Consider the following 3,865-nt stretch of genomic DNA (forward strand, 5'->3'; position numbering starts at 1 on the left):
CCAATAAAAATAACCTTATTACAATTATATTTTTTATATGTATCTTTGCAAAATTCTAAATAACCATCTAAGCAAAAAGGTTCGTGCAAATCGCCAATCACTAAAACATTACTTTTGTCAAGTATTCCGTTCGTTTTACTTGACTTTTTTTCATTTTCTAAAATATCCTCTAAAATAACTTCAAAACCACCTGTTCTTAACCTTCTCCAATCATTATCTGTTTTACTTTTTTCAACTTTAAAAAACTTTAATTTCTCGTATTGGTCTTTATCCAAACAATACTTAGCGTTTCCGTGCAAAGTTTGAGGCTTTAAATCTAAGCCAAGAAATTCAGCTTTAGCATCGTTTAATCTTTTTCTGTACTCTTTCATAGTTTTTGTTTTGTTTTTATTGTAATATCTTCTTTTAATTCCCAATCTGGGAATACTTTTTTAAATTCATTTATAGCACATTTAACCATATCTGGGGCATAAGTGTGCCTTCCGTCAGCGTATCTTATAGCCATCCAGACAACATCGTCAAAACACTTTTTTAAAACTTTTAAATCATCATTTGTTTTTTTCATAGTTTTTGATTTTATTATTAAAATAATGAATCGTAAGCGTTCTCATTTACAAATTCGTATTCGTTATCGTTAATGTAGTCCAATTCTTCATCGGTTAAATCTCTGTCGATATAATAAGCATTCGATAAAAACGCATCCACAAAATCAGGATAGTCATTCATATCAATTCCGTCAAATTCTAAATCGGTTAATTTTTTTAAGTCTATTTTCATAATTATATGTTTACTTTTTTTTATTTTTATATACTTATTTATATACTTTTGTTGCTTTGTATTTTTCTAACATATTTATCAAACTTTGTCTTGCTATGGTTTTTGTATTTCCATTCGTTTCGTTTATGATAGTATCAATTGCGAACCCTACGCCTTTTAAGCCTGTTTTAGTGCCTGTAATCCTATAATGGTTATCTGCTATCATAAACTCATTTACGTTTAAGCTAAGGTCTTTTTTGTTGTATAACATATTAAAAGTGTTTTTGTTTTTCCGCAATAGGTAATCCAAAATCATCAATATAAAAGCTAAAATCATCTATTGGAAATGACCTTGTATATTTAAAAGTTACATTTGTATATTTCGGATCATTTTCATCTACTGATAAATTACAAACCGTTTCGCTCTTTTTTAATATAGCACTTCCTAAATGTCCTGTCGGCTTTAAAGTATCGTAATTCGAGTGTAAGATGCCCGTTAAATGGCATTGACTTATATCAGTCCATTTTAACATTGACTGTACCAAACTATTGCAACTTTCTAAATCGTTCACATCCTTAACTAAATCCGCAAAACCGTCAATATTAACAAATCCTATATTATTTCTGTACTCACTCTCTAAAATACAATACTCTATAAATTGCAATCTTTCTTTATAATCATAACGTCTAAGGTAAAATGGTTTATACATTTCGTAATTACCTCCAGCAATATCTATAACACGTCTAAAGACCCTTTGGCTGTGCCATTTGCCTTGTTCGGTATCAAAGTCAAGTATAAACATATCTTTTTCTCTGTGGCTTTTAAAATCACTAGCGTAGTTTGTAGATTTGCCACCAATAAAAGAAGCTAAAATTAACGATTTTATAAAGGTCTTTTTTGCTTTACTTGCGCCAACGATACAGCTAAAGTTCCCAAAAGTTCCAAAGGGTATTGGGTATCTTTCTTGCCCTAAATTAGTTTCACCCACGCTTAAAGCAACTGGAGGATAAGGTAATTTTTCGTTTACATCTACAAAACTATCATTGTGCATTTTATTGAAATCAAAAACGCCATTAGTTTGCATATTTTTTATATCTATTTTTTTGACCATTTTATTTGCGTTTTAAATTCATTTATAAGTTTGTCTAACATACCTCTAAAGTCTGCGTATTCGTGATTTTCTATTTCATATTTATCTAAATTACCCAATTCGTGAGTTTTGAGTAGCAAAATTACACTTTCTTTTTTACTTTTCAGCCCTTCTCGTATATCTTTATCAATATTCCATACCATTAAATCCAAAGGTATTTCTTTATTAGCAATATCAAACTGCAAAAACCACTCATAAATTAAACTGTAAATAAAGAGTTCTAAGGCGTCCGTATAATATTTTGATATTAGCATACTCTCAAACGAATTGACTGTATCTACGAGCGTGTTAATAACACTAGCGTCTTTTACTTTATCATTAGAAAACTGTAATTTATATTTTAGGTCATCAATTACCTTTTTTTGTGCTTCTATTATTTCAAATGGCTTTATCATAATCTAGTTTCTGTTTTTTTCCATTCTTTTGGAATATGTACAAGCGTATTTAATAGTGTAGTTTTCCAGTTTACAATAGGTTTGTTAAATCCATTGCGCCATTTATTTTCAATCCAAGCATTATATTTTAAAACTATTCCGCTTTTCTTTAGTTTATAATCATTATCTCTTGATTCAGCGTATAAACAAAATTCTCTTAAAGAGGGTATTTCTATTTTAGGTTTTGGATTTGCCTGTGGTATTGGTTTTATGGGTTTAACAACCGTTTCTTTTGCGTTACCTAAAGTCTGGTAATTATCGTAATTACAAACAATTAACCGTGTCGTTTGCGTTTCATTTTTAGTCGTAATCATTTCATCTTTCTCTAGAGTATCTAAAAAACGTCTGACTTTGCTTTTCTCCCATTTCCAGCGTAAACCCCAACTCTTTAAACTTAGCAAAGATTCTCCACGTTTAACGGTATATAAAGCGTTTTTAATAACTACTTTCTGTTGTGAGTGATTAGTTGTCATAAGTATATCAATCCACGCTTCAGCTTTGCTAAAAACCCTTTTCTCATTCCAGAGCCAATGTTCTTCAAACTGGCGGTGTAAACTAATCCAACCTTTATTATTTGCCATAATTTGTATTAAGTTTTTTGTAAAAGTTTTTGTGTAAAAAAAAAGAAAAGAAAATAACGTGGCGAGGAACTTCATAACCTATTTACTAAACCGCTAAGTGAAGACCACGTTATTTGTGCAAATGTACAATTAATTAAACCAAACGACCACTATTTATTCTTTTAAATTTAAAATCTAAATGATTTTGTATTAAATTAGTTACCAATCCCTTTGTAATACCCAGCTCATTAGCAATTGCAATATCGGTATTGTTAATAACTTTCTCGCAAAATCTTAATTCTGTACGATAAAACAATTCTAATATTGTATGTTTTTGGTGTTCAGTTAAATTTGTTTGAAGATTAACTATATTTTGTATTCCACCAGCAATTTTATCTGCTTTATTTTTAGTGGGTGCTTTAATAGTTACCTTGTAACCATTTATATCTGGGTATATAAATTCTGTCATTATTCTTTTAATTTATATTTTGGAGAACAACCTAAGTAAATTGTCGCTTTAAATCTATTTGCGTAAAGTTTGTTAATTTTAAATTCTTTAATTATACCATTTATAATTTCAGTTTCTAAATCAAAGTCAATTAAATAATCGTTATAAGGTATCTCTTTCTGACCTTGCTCATTAATTTTAGCATTCTTTATCAAATCATTAAAATCAACAGATGGCACAGATGCTTTGTACAATCTTATATAGCATTCCATTACAGCTTCCTTTAATTTCTTTTCTCTAATCATAATTTACCTATTTTAAATTCTTTTTTCCTAAATTGATTATACACTTTAATAGCTTCCTCTTCAGTTTCCGCCTCAACTACCATATCAAAGAATTTTCTATCCGTAGGAAATCTAAAGTCATTTAATTTCTTTTTTGCCATCATAATTTTTCTATTTTAATAGTTGAAAAACAACATACCAAAAAACAATTGATAATACAGTTATAATTATT

10 protein-coding genes are annotated in these 3,865 nt (G+C 29.0%); all 10 read right to left on the bottom strand.

All coding sequences use genetic code 11. From position 1 onward, the window contains the following. The coding region (locus Q0352_RS03260) for a hypothetical protein (protein ID WP_299523556.1) at positions 1–371 on the bottom strand (371 nt) is incomplete at its 3' end. Continuing rightward, entirely contained in the window at positions 368–565 is a 198-nt protein-coding gene (locus Q0352_RS03265) for a hypothetical protein (RefSeq protein WP_299523559.1), read from the bottom strand. The genes Q0352_RS03260 and Q0352_RS03265, both read right to left, overlap by 4 nt. A gap of 17 nt (positions 566–582) precedes the next feature. Next, positions 583–777, bottom strand: a complete 195-nt coding sequence (locus Q0352_RS03270; RefSeq protein WP_299523562.1) for a hypothetical protein — start codon at positions 775–777, stop codon at positions 583–585. Between the two features lie 34 nt (positions 778–811). After that, complete coding sequence (locus tag Q0352_RS03275) at positions 812–1,027, bottom strand: hypothetical protein (protein ID WP_299523565.1); 216 nt, start codon at positions 1,025–1,027, stop codon at positions 812–814. 1 nt (position 1,028) lies between these two features. After that, positions 1,029–1,868, bottom strand: coding sequence for a hypothetical protein (locus Q0352_RS03280; RefSeq protein WP_299523568.1), 840 nt, complete (start codon positions 1,866–1,868; stop codon positions 1,029–1,031). Further along, a complete protein-coding gene (locus Q0352_RS03285; RefSeq protein WP_299523571.1) occupies positions 1,853–2,302 on the bottom strand; it encodes a hypothetical protein in 450 nt (149 codons plus the stop codon). The genes Q0352_RS03280 and Q0352_RS03285 overlap by 16 nt, the downstream gene beginning before the upstream one ends. Beyond that, positions 2,299–2,922 (bottom strand): hypothetical protein, encoded by a 624-nt coding sequence (locus Q0352_RS03290; RefSeq protein WP_299523574.1) that lies wholly within the window; start codon positions 2,920–2,922, stop codon positions 2,299–2,301. Before Q0352_RS03290 ends, Q0352_RS03285 begins: the two co-directional genes overlap by 4 nt. A 133-nt stretch (positions 2,923–3,055) precedes the next feature. Further along, entirely contained in the window at positions 3,056–3,370 is a 315-nt protein-coding gene (locus Q0352_RS03295; RefSeq protein ID WP_299523577.1) for a hypothetical protein, read from the bottom strand. Continuing rightward, on the bottom strand, positions 3,370–3,654 hold the full coding sequence (locus tag Q0352_RS03300) for a hypothetical protein (RefSeq protein ID WP_299523580.1): 285 nt from the start codon (positions 3,652–3,654) through the stop codon (positions 3,370–3,372). Before Q0352_RS03300 ends, Q0352_RS03295 begins: the two co-directional genes overlap by 1 nt. After that, positions 3,651–3,797: a hypothetical protein gene (locus tag Q0352_RS03305; RefSeq protein WP_299523583.1), complete on the bottom strand. Its 147-nt coding sequence runs from the start codon at positions 3,795–3,797 to the stop codon at positions 3,651–3,653. The genes Q0352_RS03300 and Q0352_RS03305 overlap by 4 nt, the downstream gene beginning before the upstream one ends. Between the last annotated feature and the right edge of the window lie 68 nt (positions 3,798–3,865).

The organism is uncultured Lutibacter sp. (assembly GCF_937891065.1).
GTDB lineage: Bacteria > Bacteroidota > Bacteroidia > Flavobacteriales > Flavobacteriaceae > Lutibacter.

Excerpts from the sequence above, each read along its gene's own strand:
- Q0352_RS03275 (WP_299523565.1), bottom strand. The coding sequence starts at position 1,027 with ATGTTATACAACAAAAAAGACCTTAGCTTAAACGTAAATGAGTTTATG.
- Q0352_RS03295 (WP_299523577.1), bottom strand. The coding sequence starts at position 3,370 with ATGACAGAATTTATATACCCAGATATAAATGGTTACAAGGTAACTATT.
- Q0352_RS03280 (WP_299523568.1), bottom strand. The coding sequence starts at position 1,868 with ATGGTCAAAAAAATAGATATAAAAAATATGCAAACTAATGGCGTTTTT.
- Q0352_RS03300 (WP_299523580.1), bottom strand. The coding sequence starts at position 3,654 with ATGATTAGAGAAAAGAAATTAAAGGAAGCTGTAATGGAATGCTATATA.
- Q0352_RS03305 (WP_299523583.1), bottom strand. The coding sequence starts at position 3,797 with ATGATGGCAAAAAAGAAATTAAATGACTTTAGATTTCCTACGGATAGA.
- Q0352_RS03285 (WP_299523571.1), bottom strand. The coding sequence starts at position 2,302 with ATGATAAAGCCATTTGAAATAATAGAAGCACAAAAAAAGGTAATTGAT.
- Q0352_RS03290 (WP_299523574.1), bottom strand. The coding sequence starts at position 2,922 with ATGGCAAATAATAAAGGTTGGATTAGTTTACACCGCCAGTTTGAAGAA.
- Q0352_RS03270 (WP_299523562.1), bottom strand. The coding sequence starts at position 777 with ATGAAAATAGACTTAAAAAAATTAACCGATTTAGAATTTGACGGAATT.
- Q0352_RS03265 (WP_299523559.1), bottom strand. The coding sequence starts at position 565 with ATGAAAAAAACAAATGATGATTTAAAAGTTTTAAAAAAGTGTTTTGAC.